This window comes from Bythopirellula polymerisocia, from assembly GCF_007860015.1.
GTDB lineage: Bacteria > Planctomycetota > Planctomycetia > Pirellulales > Lacipirellulaceae > Bythopirellula > Bythopirellula polymerisocia.
Genome location: NZ_SJPS01000001.1, coordinates 1133930 through 1153346 on the forward strand (window position 1 = coordinate 1133930; position 19417 = coordinate 1153346).

15 protein-coding genes and 1 pseudogene are annotated in these 19417 nt (G+C 54.6%); 10 read left to right on the plus strand and 6 right to left on the minus strand.

The window, feature by feature from the left end:
- The first annotated feature begins 179 nt into the window (after positions 1-179).
- Positions 180-443 (plus strand): hypothetical protein, encoded by a 264-nt coding sequence (locus Pla144_RS04490; protein WP_231936162.1) that lies wholly within the window; start codon positions 180-182, stop codon positions 441-443.
- Positions 444-579: 136 nt separating this feature from the next.
- Positions 580-1773 carry a CNNM domain-containing protein gene (locus Pla144_RS04495; RefSeq protein WP_197530377.1) on the plus strand — a complete coding sequence of 398 codons (1194 nt, stop codon included), beginning with the start codon at positions 580-582 and terminating at the stop codon, positions 1771-1773.
- Positions 1774-1906: 133 nt separating this feature from the next.
- Here the strand turns inward: Pla144_RS04495 and Pla144_RS04500 are convergent, their stop codons facing one another.
- The 4 genes and pseudogenes from Pla144_RS04500 to Pla144_RS04515 all read right to left on the minus strand — a co-directional run.
- Positions 1907-3217: a Gfo/Idh/MocA family protein gene (locus Pla144_RS04500; protein ID WP_146448141.1), complete on the minus strand. Its 1311-nt coding sequence runs from the start codon at positions 3215-3217 to the stop codon at positions 1907-1909.
- Positions 3218-3439: 222 nt separating this feature from the next.
- Entirely contained in the window at positions 3440-3826 is a 387-nt protein-coding gene (locus tag Pla144_RS04505; RefSeq protein ID WP_146448143.1) for a VOC family protein, read from the minus strand.
- A 124-nt stretch (positions 3827-3950) separates the two neighbouring features.
- The gene (locus Pla144_RS04510) at positions 3951-4481 is read right to left on the minus strand and encodes a type 1 glutamine amidotransferase domain-containing protein (protein WP_146448145.1); all 531 of its coding nucleotides are present in this window, start codon (positions 4479-4481) and stop codon (positions 3951-3953) included.
- Positions 4482-4535: 54 nt separating this feature from the next.
- A pseudogene (locus Pla144_RS04515) lies at positions 4536-6047 on the minus strand (glycoside hydrolase family 25 protein); the annotation flags it as partial.
- A gap of 487 nt (positions 6048-6534) precedes the next feature.
- Here Pla144_RS04515 and Pla144_RS04520 point away from each other — a divergent pair.
- Complete coding sequence (locus Pla144_RS04520; RefSeq protein WP_146448149.1) at positions 6535-7179, plus strand: hypothetical protein; 645 nt, start codon at positions 6535-6537, stop codon at positions 7177-7179.
- A 95-nt stretch (positions 7180-7274) separates the two neighbouring features.
- On the opposite strand, the gene Pla144_RS04525 is transcribed toward Pla144_RS04520, so the two are convergent.
- Positions 7275-7454, minus strand: coding sequence for a hypothetical protein (locus tag Pla144_RS04525; RefSeq protein WP_146448151.1), 180 nt, complete (start codon positions 7452-7454; stop codon positions 7275-7277).
- 59 nt (positions 7455-7513) lie between these two features.
- Between Pla144_RS04525 and Pla144_RS04530 the strand changes: the two genes are divergently transcribed.
- From Pla144_RS04530 to Pla144_RS04550, 5 genes are all read left to right on the plus strand, one after another.
- Positions 7514-7834, plus strand: coding sequence for a hypothetical protein (locus tag Pla144_RS04530; protein ID WP_146448154.1), 321 nt, complete (start codon positions 7514-7516; stop codon positions 7832-7834).
- Between the two features lie 57 nt (positions 7835-7891).
- Positions 7892-10135, plus strand: a complete 2244-nt coding sequence (locus Pla144_RS04535; RefSeq protein WP_146448156.1) for a beta strand repeat-containing protein — start codon at positions 7892-7894, stop codon at positions 10133-10135.
- Positions 10132-12948, plus strand: coding sequence for a beta strand repeat-containing protein (locus Pla144_RS04540; protein ID WP_197530378.1), 2817 nt, complete (start codon positions 10132-10134; stop codon positions 12946-12948). Before Pla144_RS04535 ends, Pla144_RS04540 begins: the two co-directional genes overlap by 4 nt.
- Before the next feature lie 116 nt (positions 12949-13064).
- Positions 13065-16349 (plus strand): hypothetical protein, encoded by a 3285-nt coding sequence (locus Pla144_RS04545; protein ID WP_146448160.1) that lies wholly within the window; start codon positions 13065-13067, stop codon positions 16347-16349.
- Between the two features lie 136 nt (positions 16350-16485).
- A complete protein-coding gene (locus tag Pla144_RS04550) occupies positions 16486-17274 on the plus strand; it encodes a hypothetical protein (RefSeq protein WP_146448162.1) in 789 nt (262 codons plus the stop codon).
- Here the strand turns inward: Pla144_RS04550 and Pla144_RS04555 are convergent.
- Positions 17221-17895: a DUF502 domain-containing protein gene (locus Pla144_RS04555; RefSeq protein WP_146448164.1), complete on the minus strand. Its 675-nt coding sequence runs from the start codon at positions 17893-17895 to the stop codon at positions 17221-17223. The genes Pla144_RS04550 and Pla144_RS04555 overlap by 54 nt on opposite strands.
- Before the next feature lie 425 nt (positions 17896-18320).
- Between Pla144_RS04555 and Pla144_RS04560 the strand changes: the two genes are divergently transcribed.
- Both Pla144_RS04560 and Pla144_RS04565 read left to right on the plus strand, forming a co-directional pair.
- Positions 18321-18482, plus strand: coding sequence for a twin-arginine translocation signal domain-containing protein (locus tag Pla144_RS04560; protein ID WP_146448166.1), 162 nt, complete (start codon positions 18321-18323; stop codon positions 18480-18482).
- Between the two features lie 9 nt (positions 18483-18491).
- On the plus strand, positions 18492-19235 hold the full coding sequence (locus Pla144_RS04565; RefSeq protein WP_146448168.1) for an aldo/keto reductase: 744 nt from the start codon (positions 18492-18494) through the stop codon (positions 19233-19235).
- Positions 19236-19417 lie beyond the last annotated feature (182 nt).

A 19417-nucleotide genomic window follows, 5' to 3' on the forward strand; every position in this document is an offset into this window, starting at 1 on the left:
TCTATGTGCAGTAATGACTGGGAACCTCTGCCCACAAGGCAGAGGTTCTCCCAGTCTATTAGTGCCGCTCCGTGGCAAGTCGGGGACGAGCGAGATCCGTGCTCATCGGTTTTTTCCAATTCCCTTATCATCCGTTAGGACGACTGACAAACAGCTTTACGCAACGAAATCTTGAAGTGATGCCACATTGCAATGCAACGGCTGCACACAATGTGATCACCGCAATTGGCGATCAAACACCTTTTGTGCATCAATTTCATTCCAAATGCACAAACGTCGGTGGAGAGCAAAACTCATGCCAGGATGAATTTTTGCAATTGCAAATCGTGGCATGCGAACGGCTTTACTCCAGTATTGACTGGAGATTTTGCATCGAAATACTCGGAAACGAACGTGGCAATGAGACTATGATTTCGCTCGTCGACCCTGAGCGACTTGCGTAATTAAGATAGGACTGGTTCCGCGAGCTCCCCTATTTTCACGGCCTCATTTTGAGTGGCTCATGAAAGAGCTTCCCAAGCCACCCATTTGGCCGTAGCTTTGCCTATTCACCTAAACTCCCCACCGAGATTGGATCTCATGCGAAGTACTTCCACTGTGATCTTGATTGGCGTTGCCTTCATGGCGACCGCAGCAACCGTCTATGCCGCTGGAATCAGTACCGTCGCTGTAGCAGACGATGCAGGCGACCCGTCTCGACATTTGGTACTCATGATCGTCTACGCGACAGTGGCCTTGTTCTTTTCTTCGCTCTGTTCGGTTGCCGAGGCGGTACTATTGAGTGTGACTCCTTCTTACATCGCGAATCTCAAAACGACCTCTCCTACCATCGCAGCGCGGCTCGGCAAAGTGAAGCGAAACATCGACCGTTCGCTCGCCGCGATTCTCACGCTGAACACCATTGCCCATACCGTCGGGGCAGGGGGAGCTGGTGCTGAGGCGGCGGCTTACTTCGGCGCTAAGTACGTCGGCGTGGCGATGGCAGTGCTCACATTGCTGATCCTGTTTGTCTCAGAGATCATTCCCAAAACCATTGGCGCTCTTTATTGGCGTAATCTAGCCTCAGTGACAGCGCGGTTCGTGCAACAGTTGACTTGGATTCTGTACCCACTTCTCTTGATCTCCGATTTGCTTACGAGGCTCATCACTCGCGGGAAAGCGGTCCATGCGATCAGTCGCGACGAAATCGCCGCCATGGCCGAGTTGGGCATGGCAGCCGGGCAACTCGACGAAAACGAGTCGCGCATCCTCAAAAACGTGTTCCGCTTGCCGGGCCTCCAGGTCTCCGACATTATGACCCCTCGGACAGTCTTATTCGCCCTGCAGCAGGACCTCACATCTCGTGAAGTAATCACAGCTCACCCGAGCATGGCTTTTTCACGAATACCGATCTTTGCCGCCCATCGAGATGAGGTGACCGGCTTTGTTCTCAAAAGCGATCTCTATGCCAACATAGTCAACAACAGTGGGGAAGCAAAACTCCGTGACCTTAAACGCGGAATTAGTAGTGTGCCCGATCAAATGCCACTCAACGTTGCGCTAGAGAAAATGCTCACCAGCCGAGAACATATCTTACTGGTCGTTGACGAGCATGGAGGCTTGGACGGAATCGTTACACTTGAAGACTTGGTTGAGACGCTCATCGGAATTGAGATCGTCGACGAAGGGGATCAGATCGACGACATGCGCCGACTGGCCCGACAGAAATGGCGCGAACGTATGGAGCGACTAGGAATCGATCTTGCCAGTTTTGATGCGAAGTCTGATGAGTAGCCGGCAATCGCAGAGTGCGATTGGATCAGATTGCGAAAATCTTCCAGTCACGCGACCAACGAGGTGCCAATTCAAACTGGAATAGGCGAGCACACTACTCCTGCAGATCATAACAATAATCCGATTAGACTAGCTAAGCCTCCCACTGGCGCAAGGGCCGATCACGGAGGCGATTCGCTTCGCTATCATTTGGGAACGATTCCGACTGTGGATCGAATTTGAGCTTGCGCTGAAGCACCCAAGCGATCGCGGCAGCGTGCGACGCTACGTGCGAATGACGCATGATCCGGCTACTGGCATTCGGTTCCTTGCGAGACCGCATGCAGTCAAGGAAATTGCGAGTGTGTAGTGTCGCATCGATGCCTCGCATTCGTTTCTTTGTCGGGGGCAGTTCCGCTTCCAACGCTTCGGTCGAGGCGACGATTTCTCCCTCGTCTCCGGTTTCAACTGAGCCCCGCTCCCCTTCGAAACGTACCGGGCAAGTCCCCAGCCGCGTGATAAAGTGTGGCTCGCGTTTTCCGAACGGTTTCGCCAGAAAGTCGAGCGACGCTTCCACGCCATTGGTATAGCGGCAAATGATTTTGTCCTTCATCGGTTCATATTCGATGGGGTTCGTATCGTCGCTGTCGTTGGCCCATTGGCACAGGTCCAACGTGTGAGCGGCCCAATCGAGTAAGGCGCCGCCCGAATCAAAATCCCACTCCTTCCGCCACTTACCTTCGATATAAGAGGAGTTATACGGTCGCCACGGCGCGGGACCCAGCCAGAGATTCCAATCCAGCACCTCGGGATCAATTTTTTCTTGGGAGAGCCAACAGTTTTGCAGAGATGGTTCGTAGACCGATGCGTGCAGCGTATGCAGCTTGCCAAGTTTTCCGCTGCGAGCAAGTTCCACGGCGGTTTGAAAGTTCGGCACGCTACGGCGCTGTGTGCCCGCTTGGAAAACCCGCCCAGTCGCGCGGATTGTATCGTCGAGCTGTTGGCACAAGGCAATCGTCAGACCACATGGCTTTTCACAATAGATATCCTTGCCTGCCTCGGCAGCGAGCATCGATGCAGTGGCGTGCCAGCGATCGCCGGTGGCGATGAGTACCGCGTCGATATCTTGACGATCTAGCATCTCACGAAAGTCGCGATAGGTCTGACATTCGGTATTGCCGTAGTGCTTATCGACCGCTTGCTTGCCTTCATCACGATGTTTCTTCCACACGTCGGTCACGGCGACACACTGCGCATCATCGTGGCTGAGCATCGAGGAGAGCACGTAGGTACAGCGAGGGCCGTAGCCGATCACGCCGTAGCGGATGCGATCGTTGGCCCCAATCGGCGGTTTACTTCCCGCAGTCTGGGCCACCGCCATTCCTGCTGCTAACGAAGTCGCCGCGACAGTGGTGGCTGTATTCAGAATAAATTCACGCCGCGTTTTGTGTGTGAGTTTCTTCATTGAGTGTTCCTTGGAAATTAATAGACAAGTTGAACAAAGGACATTCTGGTTGTTACTCCCTTAGATCATCAGAAAAGGTGAAGTGAGACATCAAATCTCTTGCTATGGAAGGAGATGAACCATTCTACCAAAAGAGTCTGGCCAAGCCAGTCTTGCCTGGCAAGGTTACTCGCCACACACAAACTCGATTCGTCCCTTATCTTCTGGCCAAGTAGCTAGGCTTCACTCTTCGATGACTTGTCCGAATGCAATATCGTGACCATCGAGATCTTGGATGCCGAATTCTTTGACCCCATAGGGTTTCAGGTGGAGGGTGTAATCGATTTGTGCCCCACTTTTTTGGTACTGGGCGTAGAGCGTTTCGACATTGTCGACCCAGAAATATGCGTCCCACATTTTGTCGACAACCTGCCAATTGGGAACAAGCTTTGTGCCGGGATCAACTTGACTCAACATCACTGTCAAGTTGTCCCGCCGCACCATGCAGAAATTCGCCGGCTCGCCCCAAAACCGATCATAGGAAAAGCCCAGCTTCTCACGGTAATAGTTTGCGGCCGCAACCACATCGCACACAAGCAACACCGGTGCGACGCTTAACAAGTTTGCCATGGGTTGTTCTCCGAGTGAAGTCGCTGATGTGATTTCGTAGGATGGGTGCATGCACCCATCCTACCTCAGAACACTACAGCGGGAAAGAAGAGCGGGAATAGAGGTTGTAAGTTAGAAAAACGGTTCACCTCGACGTCAGCACTTCAAGCATCCCGCGGCAGAATTCCGGCAGGTCGTCGGGTTTGCGGCTGGAGACGAAGTGGCGATCGACCACCACTGCGTCGTCTTCCCAAATCGCGTCGGCGTTGACCAGGTCGTCTTTGATGCCGAGCGAGCCGGTGACGCGCACTCCCTGGTACACGCCGGCCGAGATTGGAATCCAACCGCCATGGCAGATGGCGGCGATCAGTTTGCACGCTGCGTCGAATTGGCGCACCAAGTCGAGCACCTTCGCATCGCGACGGAGCTTGTCGGGCATGAATCCACCCGGCACCAACAGACCATCGAACCGGTCTGCTTGCATGTCGGCGATCGCGGCATCGGAAGTGCATGGATAGCCGTTCTTCCCTCGGTAAAGAGTTTCGGCCTCCGGTCCCGCCACCACTACCTCGGCACCTGCTTCAATCAGGCGTAGCTTGGGATACCACAGTTCTAGGTCTTCGTAGATGTCTCCTACGAATGCCAGGATACGTGTTCCAGAGAGTGGTCGGTCCATGAAATGCTCTCCTGTTGAGTCGTCGCAGACGCTGCAATGTTATAGAAAACTGACTCAGAAATGGCTTGGACTTAGCCTTTGAGATTTCGGGAATGAGCGCCGAATCGAACAAGCAATTCCTAACACGACTATTATCAAGAGAAGGCTGCCAGGTTCGGGCACGGCAGCTAGTAAAGTTGTAGCGGTCGGTTGGTAGGTTCGTTGCCAAGCGAGAAAATCTGCACCGTCAACGTCGCCATCGCCGTCTGCGTCACCCCGGTCAAACGATGCTCCGGAAGCAGTGCCGAAATGAGCCTGCCATTGGTGCATATCCTCTTCATCGACGTCGCCATCGTAGTCGAAATCTCCGAGAGCAGCCAACAAGCTACCATCGGGATTGTGTGCCACGCCATCCAAGTAAACCTGTGCATTACCGGCCCCAGCAAATTGGATGGAATCAATCGTGACCGTGGCGCCGTCTAGCATGCCGTTGGCACCGCCGGCCCAGGCGTCCCATTGGTTATCGTCGGACAAGTCCCATTCATACAAGTGCCAAGTGCCGTCGGCGATAACATCTTGGCCCAAGCCGCGTTCGATCGTTGAAGTCAGGTCGTCTAGGGCCAGGTAGACGGTCACACCGGAATCATTGGTCATGAGCCATAATCCAACATAGCCATCGGATACGAAGGGAAGGTTGGTTGCAGGATTGGCGGCGGGAGAACCGTTGCCCGAGACATGCCGCAGGAACCAACCGTTAGGATCGCCGACGACATCGATTTCCTGTGACGCAAAGCCTTCATGGGCATGAGTAGTCACCCGCTGGGCATCAGTGCCGGGGAGCAGGCCAAAATTTGATCCTGAAAAATTCGTTCCCCATTTGAAGAATCCCTCGCCGTTCTCAAATTCCTCGATATGGGTGACACGTCCAAAGGGTCCTTCAGAACCTGGGGCTAAAGTGATCCGCAATTGTTCGAGTTGGGCTTGAGTTCCTTCAAACACGTCGCCGTCGACGTTGCCCGTGACTCCCGGAACGCTCCAAGAGTCGGTCCATTGCCAGAAAAGCCAGTCGCCGAACAGGGGGGTATCGCTCGCAACCGGCGGATTACTCGTGCCGGTTCCTTTCCACCAAGCCTCCCACAATTCGTGCTGAGCTGCAACGCTGGAAGTGTAGCGCGTGTTAGCACCTGACTTGCTCGTGTAAATGATTGGTCGTGAGCCAAGTGTCGCATTGATTGTATCGGAGAAGATTTGCACCCAGTTCGAAATAAAAGTCTTCTCGAGTGCGCTGCTGCTGAAGTCAGGCAAGTTTTCCACGTCGGCAACCGGTGGTAAGTAACTTCCCGTTTGATAGTAGGGCACGATGGCGTCCAAGAAGTCATTCGCCTCACTTACCGCATCGAGGTAAGGGGTCGTGCCTGGCAAGAAGGGACTGCCGACGTAGCTCGTGAATGGGTCTCCGTCGTAGCTTGCAACACGGCAGAAATGATAGGGACCTATGATCACACCGGCTGCGGCGGCACCTTGCATATTCTCTGTATAGCGGGGATCCACATAATTGACGCCGTCAGTAGCCTTGATGAAGGCAAATTCGACGCCGGCATTCTAGACAGAGTTCCAGTTAATCGAACCTTGCCATCTCGAAACGTCGATCCCCGAGATAAAGGGTTTCGCGAACAGAGTCGTGGTTGTTAGTGCCGTCAATAAGAACCCGATAAACCCAGTAGACATATTCCGCATTTTGTGATCCCTAGTCGGAGGCCGGGCTGCCGAAGCATGACAGCGCGTGAGTTTTCATTCTGAATCAGAATCTCAGATATTGCAAACCAATCGAGACTTTCCCGGGAAAGTCTGCGCTGGGGCGTGAAACTTTCCCGCAGCAGGGAGAAATCTTGCGATAATTGAGCAATTGAAGGAGGAGAATCCATGACTAGAGTCCTTTTGAGATACTCTTGCTTTTAGACTCAAAACCTGTTCTGACACCAAGTCTGATGACGATGAAACTGGAGGCGATTGCAGTTGAACTTTCGTGCTAGCACGCCAATCTATTGAGAGTTGCAAGTTGGAGGGAGGTAGAATGTTTTGCTCAGAGTGTGGCGCGCGAGCCATGGGGAAGTTTTGTTCGGCGTGTGGAGTGAAGTTGTCGAAGACCGAGTCGACAGTGGAGGAAACGGTCGAGCTACCAATCGACTGGTCTGATGTGATTGATTACGAAACTCTCCTAGAAATTCCTGAAATTCGATCTCGTATCGCTCGCAACGCATCCCAATCAAAGAAGTCACTCTCTGGCGAAGATTTTCTCGACATGTATGGTAATGCTCTGGGGAAGCTTGCCGGACTGCCCATCAAGCTGCCGATGGCGAGTCTTGCTCATTTCGCCCAATCGACCTACGCAAAGTTGGGGGTGAAGACGGGCAAAGCAAGATCCCAGTTTGTGGCCCAACCGACGGGCATAGTGTTGGTCACAATTCTCTGTTACTTGGCGCGCACCGGCCGGACACTTCGCGGAGTGCATCAGCTCGCTGACGGCTGCGTAATTGTCGCCGCTCTCCCTTCGGACATGTTAGCACTCGAAGGAGATTTGATTCTCACTGTGGGCCGCAGCCAGGGAGGCACGCAAGTCGAAGCCAAGACCGAGATCCCCGGCCAGATGTTCGACTGGGGAAAAAGCACTCGCTGTTTGGAATCTCTTTTCAGCGAGTTAGTGTCCGCCGCCGCGTGATGGCAAGAGCGAACGAATTGCCATTCCTATTCATACTCTGCGGAAATATTTGTCAGAAGTTCCGTAATATCGCTGGAAAGTCCGGGCGATTGAGATCAAATCGTCGATCCACGAGATATTGAGCCAGATTGGCGTAGTTTCAGAGCAACCATCGAGGCGACTTGGATATCGACGTAGACGTTGGTGGAGCGAAGTTTCTCACGATCCAACGTACCAACTCCGCGCTCATCCCGCTTTCCTGGTAATTCCTTGCTTGCGGCAAGCAACCGTGGCATAATGGCGATCAGCTTGCCTGCTCGTGTCTTCTAGTTTCTTCACTCACTACGGAGCGACCATGCGCTTGCCATGTCTCCGCGCCCTCTTGTTTCCAGTCTTCGTCTTACTGGGTGAACCGCTTCCCTTGCTCCTTCCCACTGCGTCTGCGGACACGTTTGAATGGACCAATGCCACGGGGGGCAAGTTCGGTTTGGCTTCCAATTGGAGCAATCCCGCGCCGCTGGTCTTTGGCCCGCCAGGTGTTGGTGACAACGCCGAGTTTAATCTTGCTGATAGTTACGATGTCACGTTCACACAGAACGAGGCCAGTGACGAGCTATTCGTCACGGACGGATTCGTACGTTTCCTGAGCGACTCGACATCATCACATGTTTATTAACTCAGCAGCGACGGCGGCAACACCGACGCGGACATCGACATCCGCGGCGGCGGCAGCTTGCAGATCGGCAACGCCGGCAATCCGATTGCGATCACTTCCAGCGACGCGATCCTGTTTGTGGGTGTCAGCAGCGCCGGGATGCTCACGGTCGTGGGCGCGAACTCCTCGGTCGTTGCCGCGGGGAGTAGTCGCACGCATCCGATTGGCGCCGTCGGCGGCACCGGCACGCTCATTGTCAGCGACGATGCGTCGGTGCGTTTCGGCAGCCTCATCGAATCGCAGGCCACGCTCGACGTGGGTGTTTCCAACTCCAATGGCTCCCACGGCACGGTGCTGGTCGAGTCAGACAGTCTGCTACGCACCGGCAATTTGAGCATCGGCACACGCACCTCGACGGCTACCGGACTGGTCATAATTGATGGCACTGATTCGAGTATCATCGCACACGCCACCACCACCATCGGCAGCACCTCCGGCGGCACGGGTACGCTCAACGTCAATCCCGGCGCTGTGCTGCAGACCGACACGCTTGACTTACGCAGCACCGGCACGCTCAACGTCGACAACGCCACGGTTGAATTGCTGGGCGCGATGACGATGGCCGCCGGCAGCACGTTTCTCCTGGACGATGGCGTGGTGAATGTCCGTGGCGGGCTGGATAATTCCGGTGGCGGCACGATCGACTTTCGCGATGGTTCACTCACCATCACCGATGGGGCGTTCGTGCCAGGCGCTGGTCCATCGCCGAATTTCATTCTCAACGCGGCGGGCGGGTTCATGCTGCCGACGCTCACACTCGGCACCGGCGTTACCTCGGAAATTGGGCAATTGACCATCGGTCAGACTAATTCTGCTTATCTGAAAATCATCGACGGTGCGACGGTAACCAGCCAGATATCCACGTTGGGTTTCAACTCGGGTTTTGGCCAAGTTGATTTGGTGGGCACTGACTCGAGTTGGTCCGCAACGGACTCATTGACCATCGGCAACATGAGCAGTCAAGGCATCGTCAATGTCACCGACGGCGCGACACTCTCCACCGTTGACAGCGACTTGGGACTTTTCGGCGACAGCGGGGGAACGGTCAACATCACTGGCGCAAATTCATCGTGGACCGACACCGGAGAGATGCGCGTCGGCGTGTTGGGAGAGGGAGCGCTCAACATCACCGGCGGCATCGTCAATAGCGACCGCACGTTGGTCGGCCGTAGCACGGGCGGCATAGGAACCGTCGAGATCGCCGGTAGCGGTGCCCAATTTAACAGCGGGACAAGTCTTTCGGTCGGCCATTTCGGCAACGGCACTCTGGAGGTCCGCGCCTCCGGCGAAGTCAACACGCCGCTGCTACATGTCGGCGAGCGAACGGGTTCGACCGGCGTGGTCGATGTTTCGGGATTTGGCACTGACTTAAACGTGACTGGCAACCTCAATGTCGGCGGAGACAATTCGTCAGCCGGCGCGATGGGAACGCTCGACATCCACCAAGGGGGTGATGTCAGCGTCGGCGACACTCTCACCGTATGGCCCAGCGGCACCGTCAACCTTGCGGATTCCGGCAGCGAACTCATCGCCGACGGGATCGATCACACCCACGGCGGTGCATTCAATTTCAACTCGGGAACGCTTGCGGTCGGCCAGTTCACGGGTGAGCTTACCAACTCCGCGGGGCTCATGACCGTCGGCAACACTCCTGGCGCTGTCGGAACAACAGTCGTCACCGGCGAATACAAGCAACTGGCGGGTGCCACACTCCGGTTCGAGGTAGGCAACCTTGCTACGCTTGATCACGATCAACTGCAAGTGACCGACTCGATCGATTTGGATGGTGTGATCGACATCGTAGCCATCGCAGGATTTCAGCCGCGCGCCGGCGACGAGTACGTGCTAATTATCTCGGGCGGACTGATTTTCAATTTTCCGACGGTCAACAGTCCTGATTTGCCGGGTGACCTGTTCTCGTCGACTGTATTAACCGGAGGCGCAAGTAACGATCTTATTTATACAATCTACACTCCCTACACCGCCGACTTCGACGGCGACGGCGATGTCGACGCCGATGATTTAATGGACCCCATCAAAGGCTGGCAAGCACGCTATGGCGCTGATTTGGACGGCCGTAATTTCCTCGACTGGCAACGCCAATTCGGCAGCGGTGTGGGAGCCGTGTCGTCGAGTCTTTTCGCAGATTCCGCGGCCGCGGCGATCCCCGAACCTTCAACCACACTTCTAGCATGCGTGTTACTCCTTGGAGTCACGCCGCCGAATCGAAGTGTTCTTTCACTCTTGAGACCAACATCATGAAAGCACGACTCTTACTCACCACATGGATAGCACTCTCCGCCACAACTTCTCAGGCAGATGTTTTTGAGTGGGCAATCCCAGGCACCAAAGCTTATAACAACTCCGCTAGTTGGACCGACGTCACCCCGCCGACCACGCTCGGCACGCCTGGCGTCGGCGATGTGGCAGTGCACAACGTGGGCGGCACATACGCCGTGGTATTCAACCAGGATGAATTCAGCGACGAGGTGTTCGTCGAAGCGGGTAGCGTTTCGTTCATTAGCAATAACTCAACGGCAAGGACCTACTCGATCTCCACCGACGGCGGCAGCAGCGATGTGGACATCGACATTAGTGGTGGCGATTTGCAGATCGGTGCCGTGGGCACACCGGTGCATGTGTTCGGGCTGGATGCGATCGTGTTCGTCGGCGTCGGCGCGGGCTTGGACGATACGCTTTCAATCGTCGGCAGTGGCTCGGTGCTCACAGCTGGCGGGACCAGCCGCACGCATCCGATTGGCGCCACCGGCGGCGATGGCACCTTAGAAATTTCCAACCAAGGCGTTGCTGACTTCGGCGGAACGCTGGACATCGGTGTTTCCAATAGCGGCGCCAGCGATGGTGTGATGAACGTCGAGAGCGGCGGCCTCGTCTTCGCGGGAAATCTATCCATCGGCACACGTACTTCCACTGCGACGGGCGTGGTGACCGTCAATGGCAGTACGTCGGAAATCTCGGTCACGGATGTAACAACAATCGGCAGCAGCAGCGGCGGCATCGGCACGCTAAACATCCAGAGCAACGGTACATTTTCCACCGGCACGGGCACCACGACCATCAACGCCACCGGGACGCTCAACCTCAACGCCGGCACGTTCGACGCGCAGGGCGATGTCGATGTCGACGGCGGCACGATTGCCGCGACCACGGATACGTTATTCGTCGCCAGCGGCAAGACACTGACCGCCACTAACAACGCCACGCTTAACCTTTCCGGGAACTACGACATCAACGGAGGCGCGACTTGGAGGGTCGAGAGCGGTAGCACACTCGATGCCAACCGTCTCGATGTCGGCGTTTTAGGAAGCGACGGTACGTTGGTCGTGGACAACGCGACCGTAGCTGCAACAGCAGGCTCTGCCTTATGGGGCTTCAACGGCAGCACAGCCATTGTGACGCTAAGCAACGCGGCGCAAGGAACCTTCGGCTCGGTGTTTCTGGCGGATTCGACTAGTGATGATTCAGAGGCCCAGGTTGCGATCGAGACCGGCGCCGATTTCCAAGCGGGGGACATTAGGATGGCTAGCGTAGACAGCGGCGCGGCCGGCACGCTCACCGTCGACGGCAACGGTTCAACCGTCACGCAGACCGGCGCGTCTACGCTCACCGTCGGTAGCACCTTGGGTACCGGTTCGGCGACGATCAACCTCGACAACAACGGGCTGTTCATCACCGGCACGGGCACGACCACCATCAACGCCACCGGTACGCTCAACCTCGACGGCGGTACATTCGATGCCCGGGGCAATGTCAATATCGATGGCGGCATGATCGACGTGACCACGGGCACATTGACCGTCGCTAGCGGCAAGACGCTGACCGCCACGAACAACGCCACGCTTACCCTTTCCGGGAACTACATCATCAACGGAGACGCGACTTGGAGAGTCGAGAGCGGAAGCACTCTGGATGCTTTCGCTATCGACATCGGCAGTTTCGGAGGTGACGGCACGTTGGTCGTGGACAACGCGACCGTAGCTGCAACAGGAGGCGCATTCTGGGGCTTCTTCGACAATACGGCCAATGTGACGCTACGCAACGCGGCGCAGGGAACATTCGGCCAGCTGCGACTGGCCGATACGAACTCAGATTTCTCAGTGGCCCAGGTGACGATCGAAACCGGCGCCGATCTCCAAGCAGCGGATATCATCATGGCCGGCGCAAACAGTGGTGCGACCGGCACGCTCACCATCGACGGCAGTGGCTCGACCCTCACACAGACCGGCGCGTCGACGCTGATCTTGGGAAGCCCGACGGGAACCGGTTCGGCAACGGTGAATGTGCAGAACGGCGGCACACTCACCACCGGCTCGGGTACGACCACACTCGACGCCACCGGCACGATCAACCTCAGCGGCGGCACCCTCAGCGCGACAACCATCGACCACACCAACGGTGGCGATTTTAATTTCACCGGCGGCACGCTCAGCGTCGAAACTTTTCAAGGCGATTTACTGAACCAAGGCGGCATGCTCGCCCCCGGCGCGTCGGCCGGATCGACGACCATCGTCGGCGACTACACGCAGCAAACCGGCGCCACGCTCGCAATAGAAATCGGCGGCACCGCGGCCGTCACGGAGTTCGACTTCGTCAGCGTCAGCGGCGACGTGCTACTCGACGGATTGCTGGAACTCTCACTCATCGACGGCTTTGTGCCTGTTGCGGCCAACACATTTACCGTGCTCACCGCCGGCACACTCACCGGCTTTTTCGACAACGCCACGCCCGGCGCACGGCTCGACACGGCGGGCGGCGAGGGTTCATTCCTGGTGAACATCGATTTCGGCGCCGACCAAATCGTACTCAGCAATTTCCTCTCTTCACTCACCGGCGATTTCGACAACGACAGCGATGTCGATGGCCGCGACTTTCTCGTCTGGCAGCGGGGTGGATCTCCCAATGGCACGAGCAGCGGCGACTTGGCTTTATGGCATGGGCAGTATGGCTCGTCGACACTTTCCGCTTCTGCCACGGCTGTGCCTGAGCCGGGCACTCTCCCATTTTGGCTCATAATCGGATGTTTGCTGTTTAGTAGAAACTTGCTAATCCATTAGATGTTCTTTGGCAGGCTATGCAGCAGGTCTTTTCGTGGACCTAGTTTGTGTTTGCTCCCTTGGAAATGGTCGGCTACAATCTAGTCTGATTCTTCTTTTTTAGGGACAACTTGCCCATGAAGTCTTCTCTGTGCAGCGCGCTGGTAAGCGCATTTGTTGCTGTTACCCTTCTTTCGTCAAGCAGCCTTGCCGTAGAGGCTGAATGGATTGGGAGTCCGACTGGCAATTGGAGCGATCCCGCAAATTGGTCAGCCGGGGTCGTACCGAACACGAATACGACTGATACGCTCATTGACGCGGATTCGCAACAGGACAGCGTCGTGGCGCTGGATCAGAATGCGACCATTCGTAATCTGATTGTCAATGCTGGCGATGCACTTAATCTGGACTCAAGCCGCGTGTTGACGGCGAACTCGGTGACCGTCGTTGGAGAACTCAATCTTGCCACGACATCGCAATTGAGAGTTAGCCAAACTGTTCTTATTGAACCCACGGCAACACTAACTCTCGCTGATGTTGGAGCCCAAATCTCTCGGCTAGGTAGCGCACCATTTGTGCAGATTTGGAATCAAGGACGCTTCGAGGGAGCAGGCGGATTTCTGGCCAATGAATTTCGATACGCCTGGATCAATGACGGGTCAGTGGCAGCTAATGTGCCTGGAAAGGATTTGCAGATTAAGCTGCTCGGCACCAACAGCAGGGGAGTGCATTTCAATCAAGGGGAGTTGCTCGCGGAGAACGGCGGTACTTTGAGAGTCACTGGATCTGGCAATCCTTTTTTTACACCTCTGGAGAATAACAACGGCGTGGTGGAAGCACGCGGCGATTCCACTGTTCGTATCGGTACTATTCGCCTCGTGGGAGGACGTGTGTTCACGTCTAGTGTGGGAGGTACCAATGAGGGATTGGTCAGCATGAGTAGTACCATACTGGAGAATGTCACTATAGAAGGCAACATTGAACTCGGTTCCGTTACCTTCAGTGACCGGGTGACAAATAACACCCATGTCCATTCAGGCGGAGGGGGATACTTTGTGGAAGGCTATGCCACGATTTCTGGTAATGGATCACTCGACCTAAATGGTGGCGCATTTAACATTCCTGGCACGAATTTCGGTGGCATATTTGTCGGCACCCCGGGGTTTGTGAACGACGTAAACCATACAATTCGCGGTCCCGGCAAGATCAATTTACCTGGTATCTCCACCCGACTCGCCTTCGATAATCGGGGATTGCTGGAGACTGCTGAAGGTACCTTACAGATTAATTTACTCACTACCAACTCTTCTGCCGTCACGGGATCGTCAATCAATTCCGGCCAGATGAGGGCTCATTCTGGAGGAACGATTGAGATTTTAGGGGCGAACCTCAAAGACACTCTCATGAACTCAAGTGGATCGCTACTGGGTCAGGTTGAAGCAGGTGTAGATTCGACGGTTGAACTCGGAAATATGACGTTGCGCGGGGGCATTCTTCGTAGTGTTGCTCCCACAATGGGTGGTCTCGGACAACCTGGCAAGGTCATCACCAGCGGTACTCTCAGTGCAACATTGGAAGACGTTCGTTTGGAAGGAAAGATTGGGGACACTCCCACCAATAGCAATTGGTATCTCGCTAGCGCGATCGAAAACACCGGCATTTTGACCGGCAGAATCACGATTACCAAGCCAACGATTCTCAAGGGAGCCGGCGAAATCAAGCTCGATCCATCTGGTTGGATAGGTGGTTTACAGACGTCCTCTGGCTTCTATGATCCATTGATTAACGAGGACAATTTGATTAATGGTGAGGGCAGCCTGGGAAACCTGGCGTTCGTGAACAGGGGGATCGTGCAAGCCGACGTTGCAAACCGTACTCTTGAAATTTCTGAAAACGCTGCCCCCTCTTCATTTCCTCCACAGCCGGTCTATAACAGTGGCGAGATGAAAGCCGTCAATGGTGGGAAGCTATCTCTCGGAGCAGAAATAGTGAATTATGAAGGCAGCAATCTAGGCACAATTCACGCGGGGGATGGCTCAGAGGTAACAATTGCCCAAGTGAATGGAGGAATACTCAGTACTGCAGGGTCGGGAAGAATTGTCTTAACGCCAGATTCTTTTACGACACAGTTTCTTAACAGCGTTCACAATCAGGGGTTGATTCAGATAAGCACGCCGTTCCTTGTTCGTGGATGGGTCGTGAATGACGGTACCATAGTTCAAAGTGTGGGCACTGCATATTTTGGTGAACCTTTCTTGGAACTCACTGGGAACGGAGTTTGGCAAACAGGAAGTACTTCTCCTTCAATTCAAATAGGGCAATCCCCAGCGTCATTCGCGACAACTGTCTTCACCAACAGTGCTAGTCATACGATTCAGGGCGGTGGAAGAATTAATGTGGGTCCCGGCAGCCGTTTCATCAACCGGGGCATACTGATCGCAAATGGCAACTCAACGCTCACATTATCAATCAGCCAGGGCGCGGTAATGCAGCAACTAGGTTCCTTGATCGTTGAAAACGCACAAACGATAGAAGTTCAGGTCAATGACGACCGCTTTGTGAATCAGGGGATCATGGACGTGGCTGGAACTTTTCGACTCAAGCGGATGGATCTCGATGCGATAGAATTTAGAAATACCGCGGGGGCGGAATTGCATCTAAATTCTATATTCGAAGTCTCTCAACAGTGGTCCAACTCCGGCAGCATCAATATTTGGAATCAGGCAGGCGCACTCATCGAAGGTCATGGAAACATGAACCTCTATCGCCCCAATACAACCCAGGTAACTCTGTTTCGCAATTCGGGTACCTTGCGGCCACGCGGAGACGAGAATCAAACTGGCAAGCTCACAATTGCAGGCAACTTCCAACAAGATTCAACAGGAGTGTTGGAAATCGAATTGGGTGGAGCACTAGATAGCAATGATTTCAGTGCTTTGCAAGTTACCAATGGACAAGCCGTTCTGGGGGGAAGTTTGGACATCGCCCTGGTAAACGGGTTTGACCCGATGGTCGGCGACAGCTTTGAACTATTCACCAACGTTGGCGGCAATGTTCTAGGGAGTTTCGACATATTGCACGTACCGGCACTTCCCGGCCGCTGGTGGTCCCTCGACTATCTCACCGACAAGGTTTTGCTCAACGTCAACGCCATCACGGCCGATTTTAACCTCGACGGTTACGTCGACGGCCGCGATCTCTCCGAATGGCAAACTGCTTATCAGGCAGGTACCTCAGCAGCCGATGCCGATGCAGACGGCGACAGCGATGGGCGAGATTTTCTCGCCTGGCAGCAGCAGTTCGGCAGCGGAATCCCTCCTACGAATGCTCTGGCAGTACCGGAGCCGGGGAGTGGGTTGCTTCTGGTGGGTCTGTTGGTGTGTTGTCCTTGGTACGGTCACCGATGTCGGAAATCTCGTTGACAGGCAAGCATAATTCGTCGCGTATCGTTGTGTCGGAACAGAGGAATGTAGCACGTTGCGTGTTTTCCTGACGCAAAGCCCCCTGATAAGCTCTCGATTGTTTACATTGGCTACTCTGCATTTTATCATTGAATCCATGCGGCAAAGACTTTGGCAGATCGGTATCAGGGGGACCCGTTTGGGGCTCATGCGTGTTTGCAGTTGGAGTTTGCTCTGGGGGTTGCTGTACTCGAACTTGGCGGTCGCAGATATTGCGATCACGCTTTCTCCTTATGATTTCGAATACTCCTCGTATAGTGGCTACAGGCTCGACGTCCCCTGGTTTTTGCCCAAGGCCCAGGACATCACAATCAGGTTTGTCGGAGGGGCATTCTTGCGCACGACGGCAGAATCACATTTTGATTTTGACATCTCGAATTTTGGTCGCAATGAAAAGGCAGACCGCACGTTTGGGATCCTTGATGCCGACGGGAACGTGCTCATGTCGGATTCCGTCTATGACAATACGATTGCCTCCTATTCCGAAGGGCACACCTTGACGGTTCCCGCAGGCACGGACGTCTTTGGTTTGTTTTTCTCGGTGGATCCCGATCTGCAAATCGGACGTAGCGATACCGAAGTGCAGTTCCGCATACCACCCAGCGCACTCTTGATTCCTGCTCTGGCTGGCGACTTCAACTTCGATGGGCGGGTGGACGACATCGATCTGGAGTGGTGGCTTAACGCCAATCCTCTCTACTGGGATGGGGATGCCGACGGGGATCGAGACACGGATGGCCGCGACTTTCTTATCTGGCAGCGGCAGAACGGTCAGGGAACGGCGCCCACTAATTCGATTGCCGTACCGGAGCCGGGCAGTACTGTGCTACTGTCACTCTTGTTGGTCTGCATCAGTAGACGAATCGTTGGGAATCTTGCTGGATAATCTTTTTATCAGTTTCTCGGTGCCGCGACCCAGTTGCTCGCAGACTTCAACCGCCTCGCCGAAGTTGGCTGGGAGTGGCTCGACTTGGTCGGCAGCGAAAATCGCAACTTTGCCTGCCCAGGGATCGGGGGAACCGGGCAGGTAAACCGTGGCAACTCCAAGATCGTCGCTCCGCTCAGTCTCGAACGCGATTCGTTTCACGTTTTCATAGTGTACCAGGACCGGTTTCATCTTCGCCCTGGCATGATCGCCACCGATGCTGTCGGCCATCTGATCCTTGAGGATCGCGTATTTGGGAAATAGGAATAACACCTTCTTTTCAAATGCCTCGGATAGCCTGCGACTCAGCGAGATCCGGGCAAGCACCCCCGCACCAAAGCAAAGCAAGAGCAACACGCAAACCGCCAAGAATATCAGCAGCGCAATTCCACCGGCACTCTTCAATGCGTCGGGAAGGATTGTGCCGAGGGATTCCGCGATCGACATCACAATCGGCACGACTTGGCCAATGAGCGCGCCGACGAAGACCAGTGGCAATAAGAAGAGCAATCCACCAATGGCGGTCGTTCGAAGAACACGCAGGATCCCGTTTGACTTGTTTAGGAGCGGCTTTGTTTCCATATCGAATCAGTTTCTACGTTGGAGTGCACGCTTTGGCGCGTGTACTGGCAAGCTAAAGCTTGAACGCGATCAACACCTTCAAGGCAGTTTGCTCAGGTTACATAAGTATGGCCTCACTCTCGGGCACAGGAAAAGGGCAGAATGGTTTTGCCACGGTGAAGTTCAGTAGGAGACTTGGGGCCAGTGCTTTGTCAAACTTGAAAATGCGGGTCGTTCATGTGGGCCGCTGGCGCTAGCCACGGGATTTTCAGAAGCAACCCGACGCTAGCGCATTCGGCTCACCCCAAAAATCAAGTCTGACAAAGCGCTAGCCTCCTTGGTACGATGTTAGTATCTTAGAAGTATTGGTTCGGCGTTGGCGAGTAATAACTCTTTCCCCGAAACAATTGCTTTGTCATCGTTCTTTATGCCATGAAAGGGGAAGCATGACAGAACTCGATCGACGACACTTTCTTGCAGCATCCGCAGGTGCGGCCACGTTGGCAACCACGATGGCACCTCAGGTGGCCCGAGCTGCCGATGCCATTCCCCCGCCACCGCAGATGCCGATCGGGAAAACGGGCATCGTCATGTCTCGCGTTGGTTAGGGAACCGGTATGCATGGTGGAAATCGACAGTCGGATCATACTCGAAAAGGATTTGAGAATTTTGTAGCTCTCATGAACCACGCCTACGATCGTGGGGTGACGTTTTTCGACCTAGCAGATTTGTATGGTTCGCATGTCTATTTCCGCGAAGCATTGAAAACGATCCCTCGTGACAAAGTTTCGATCCTCACGAAGATCTGGACACGCTACGATGGGGGCTGCACACCCGACGCGCCTGACTTTTGCAAGCAGATCGCAAAGACAACGCTCGATCGCTTCTGCCATGAAATTGCGACCGATCATTTGGATATTGTCCTCTTGCATTGCATGATGACTCCGAACTGGACGGAGCAGTTGTCGCCCTACATGGAGGCGCTCGACGACGCGAAAAAGCAAGGTCAAGTTCGAGCGGTTGGTGTCTCGTGTCATGATCTCGAAGCAGTGGTCACGGCTGCCAGTTCTCCCTGGGTCGACGTGATTTTGGCGAGAATCAATCCGTTTGGAGCCAAGATGGATGGCAAGCTGGAGGAGGTCGTTCCAGTGTTAACAATGGCTCGTCAGAATGGCAAAGCGATCCTGGGTATGAAGATCTACGGCGAAGGCACTCTAGTGGACAAGAAGGAACAATGCATCCAGTTCGCACAGGAAAACGGTTTGCTCGACGCGATGACCGTAGGCGCCGAGACCCCTGCGCAGATGGATGAAACTCTGCAACTAATCGCGAAGTACCCAGCGACGAAACTCATAGGCTGAAAGTTGATTTGGCTGATTCTAGAGCTCATTCTTCTTTCCTAATATCGGTCTTTCATATTGAGGAGTAAGCCCCACTCTGTTTTTATTACTTCCAGGATTGCGAAGAGAAAGTCCGATCTGACCTCGACAATGGAGGTTCGACGTCGAGTTCCCAGATACCCTTACAAAAAATCAACCATAGT